3 protein-coding genes and 1 pseudogene are annotated in these 2,816 nt (G+C 70.1%); 3 read left to right on the plus strand and 1 reads right to left on the minus strand.

Annotated features, from left to right (window positions below):
• A partial coding sequence (locus IEZ17_RS41390; RefSeq protein WP_189308799.1) for an SDR family NAD(P)-dependent oxidoreductase occupies positions 1 to 586 on the minus strand: 586 nt, incomplete at its 3' end.
• Positions 587 to 639: 53 nt separating this feature from the next.
• Between IEZ17_RS41390 and IEZ17_RS41395 the strand changes: the two genes are divergently transcribed.
• The 3 genes and pseudogenes from IEZ17_RS41395 to IEZ17_RS41405 form a co-directional block, all read left to right on the plus strand.
• The gene (locus tag IEZ17_RS41395) at positions 640 to 1,512 is read left to right on the plus strand and encodes a helix-turn-helix transcriptional regulator (protein ID WP_189308800.1); all 873 of its coding nucleotides are present in this window, start codon (positions 640 to 642) and stop codon (positions 1,510 to 1,512) included.
• A 296-nt stretch (positions 1,513 to 1,808) separates the two neighbouring features.
• Positions 1,809 to 1,964 (plus strand): hypothetical protein, encoded by a 156-nt coding sequence (locus IEZ17_RS41400; RefSeq protein WP_189308801.1) that lies wholly within the window; start codon positions 1,809 to 1,811, stop codon positions 1,962 to 1,964.
• Between the two features lie 493 nt (positions 1,965 to 2,457).
• Positions 2,458 to 2,816: pseudogene (locus IEZ17_RS41405) on the plus strand (hypothetical protein); the annotation flags it as partial.

The raw sequence follows: 2,816 nt of genomic DNA on the forward strand, positions 1-2,816 counted from the left end.
TGGCGGCTGCCGACGCGGTGAGGCTGTTGACTGCCCGCTTCGCCGCGCCGTACGCGGGCAGCTGGGGGTTGCCCATCAGGCTGCCGACACTGGAAGTGTTGACGATGGCTCCGCGCTTCGCGGTGGCGCGGATGGCAGCGATCTCGGCGGTCATGGCCAGCCACGGGCCCTTGAGATTGACGGCGCAGACGTGGTCGAAATCGGCCTCCGACAGCTGGTCCATCGGGCCGGGCGGCTGACCCGTCGCGCCGTTGTTGAACGCCACGTCGAGCCGGCCGTACAGCTCCACGGACCGGTTGACGGCGGCACGGACGCTTGCCGGATCGGCCAGGTCGCACACCACGTAGTCCGCGGTGCCGCCGGCCGTCCGAATCCCCTCGGCCACCGCCTTGAGCTGGGCCTCCGTGCGTGCCGCGAGGAGCACCCGGGCACCCTCCCGGGCAAACAGCCGCGCTGCTGCGGCCCCGATGCCGCGACCGGCACCAGTGATGAAAGCGACCTTGTCGGTGAGCAGGCCCGAGGTCGTGATGGACGTGATCGGTGTGTTGTTCATGCCGACGAGCCTGTGCCCGGCCGCCCCGCTCATCCAGGCACCGGCAGTACCTGGCTGGGGCCTCGGCGCCCGCGCACACTGGGGAGATGGATCGACGAGTACGACGAGAGCTTGGTGACTTCCTGCACAGCAGGCGCGAGCGCATCACCCCCGCCGACGTGGGGTTGCCCGCCGGGGCGCGCCGCCGCACCCCGGGACTGCGTCGTGAGGAGGTGGCGCAGCTGGCGTTCATCTCGACCGAGTACTACACGCGACTGGAGCAGGCCCGAGCCCCGCACCCTTCCCGCGAGGTGCTGGCCCAACTCGCCCGCGCGCTACGTCTGTCGGACGCCGAGCGCGATCACCTCCACCACCTCGCCGGTGCCCCGCCCGGACCGCTGCCAGGGCCTTCGCGGGAGGTACGACAGAGCATCGTCGACCTGCTGCAGCGGCTGCCGCAGGCCGCGGCGATCGTGATGTCCGCGACGTATGAGGTCATCGCCTGGAACGACCTGGGCGCCGCCCTGATGGAGAACCTCTCCGCCCTGTCGCGCCGGGACCGCAACCTCATCCGACGCGCCTTCCTCGGCCCGCACCGGCACGGCCGACGGCTGTACGGCGTCTCGGACGCGGACGAGTTCGCCCGGACCTCGGCCCAGCACCTGCGCGCCGCCGCAGCTCGCTACCCCAACGACCCGGAGGTGACCAGTCTGGTCAAGGAACTCCTCGCCAACAGCGAGGAGTTCACCAGGCTCTGGGCCACCCACGACGTGACCGCCCGCCCCACCCCCTGCAAGACCTTCGAGCACCCCCTCGTCGGCCCCGTCACCGTCAGCTGCGACGTCCTGGATATCGCCGACCGGGACCAGCAACTCGTCATTTACACAAGCCCTGGTCGACGCCGGGTACTGCTCGGACGCGAAACTCGAAGCTGCAAAAGAACATCAACTCGATTGCGGCACCGGCACATTCACGGCTAGCGGTCGCCTCGGGCACGACGAACAGGTACTTCGACGCCGCCCTGGAGCGGGCACGCGCCCGGTATGCCGCAAAGAGCTCGCCATTCTGATAGGCGCAGACCGTCTTGCTCTCACGGCCCGGATGCCGGCCATGGCCGATGGGGAGCCACCGGGCAGAGGCCCTTGCACCGGAGGCGAGGTGGGTCACGTAGGCGTCGCGGACATCGTCCGGCGTGCCGCACCCCGGCTCATCGGCCAGCCGCGCATCCGGGCCCTTCGGTCCACTCATCCACACGCTCCACGCTCGGGATCCGCGTATGGGCGAGACGGTCTTCGAGGCCGACGAGGCAGAGGTGCGTGAGGTCATCGAACACAGCGAGCCCGAACTGTGCCTGGGGCTCTGCTTGACGGCCACCCGCTTGCCGGTCGTGCCGGGCGGCCTTCCCTCGGGGTGCGGTCCGGTGGATTGCTGACGTCCGCTCGGCCGAAGTCCGAAGCCCGAAGCCCGAAGCCCGAAGCCCGACGAGCATGACGAGACCATCTACGACGGCACGAAGGCGAGCGTGCATGTTCACGGCGGAGGCCGCGGTGTCATCGGGCCCGGGAACGCTCCACTCGGCGGGTGGGCGCCGGATCGGGCGGTCTGGCAGCGGTGGCCGGGCCCGCCGCAACGGTGCGGGCAGGGACCCTCAAGTGCGAGCGCGAATAGTCATCAGATGTAGCATCCGCCAGTCCGATCTGTGTGATTCACCCGTAGCTGCGGTTTCCGGCCGACTGTTACAGTCCGCGTCTGCGAGCCGCGTTGGGTGCCGGCTCGTACGGGTTCCGACTCCCACCGCCGATTGCTCCCCAGCCGCCCTCGGACCCGTGACGGCCGTTCCCCCAGGCGGTCGGTTCTCCTCCTGCACGGCTTTCGTCCGCGCTGCCTCCCCCGTACGCAGCGCTGCAGTCAAGAGGGAGAGTCCGATGAAGACCAGATTGCTGCCGCGCCTGGTGGCCGGCAAGGGGATGGTGATAGGCGCCCTGCTGGCCCTGGCTGTGCCCGGGGTCGCGTACGCCAACACCGTGAACGTGACCGTGAAGACCCCCGGCGCCACCGCCGGGCCCACCACCACCTTCTCCGAGATCTCGACCCATGCGGACTGCGGCAGCGGTCTCGTCTCCGGGGGCGGTCTGGAGCAGGCCATCGGTACCGGTCCGGCGTCCCCCGGCAACCACGTGATGGGCACCGAGCCCAGCTCGGACGGCACCACCGAGTACACCGGCACCGCCGGTGTCGTCGGCACCGACAACACGCACTGGCTCGGCATCGGCGGCAGCGGCGG

It is taken from the genome of Streptomyces albospinus (assembly GCF_014648695.1).
GTDB classification, from domain to species: Bacteria; Actinomycetota; Actinomycetes; order Streptomycetales; family Streptomycetaceae; genus Streptomyces; species Streptomyces albospinus.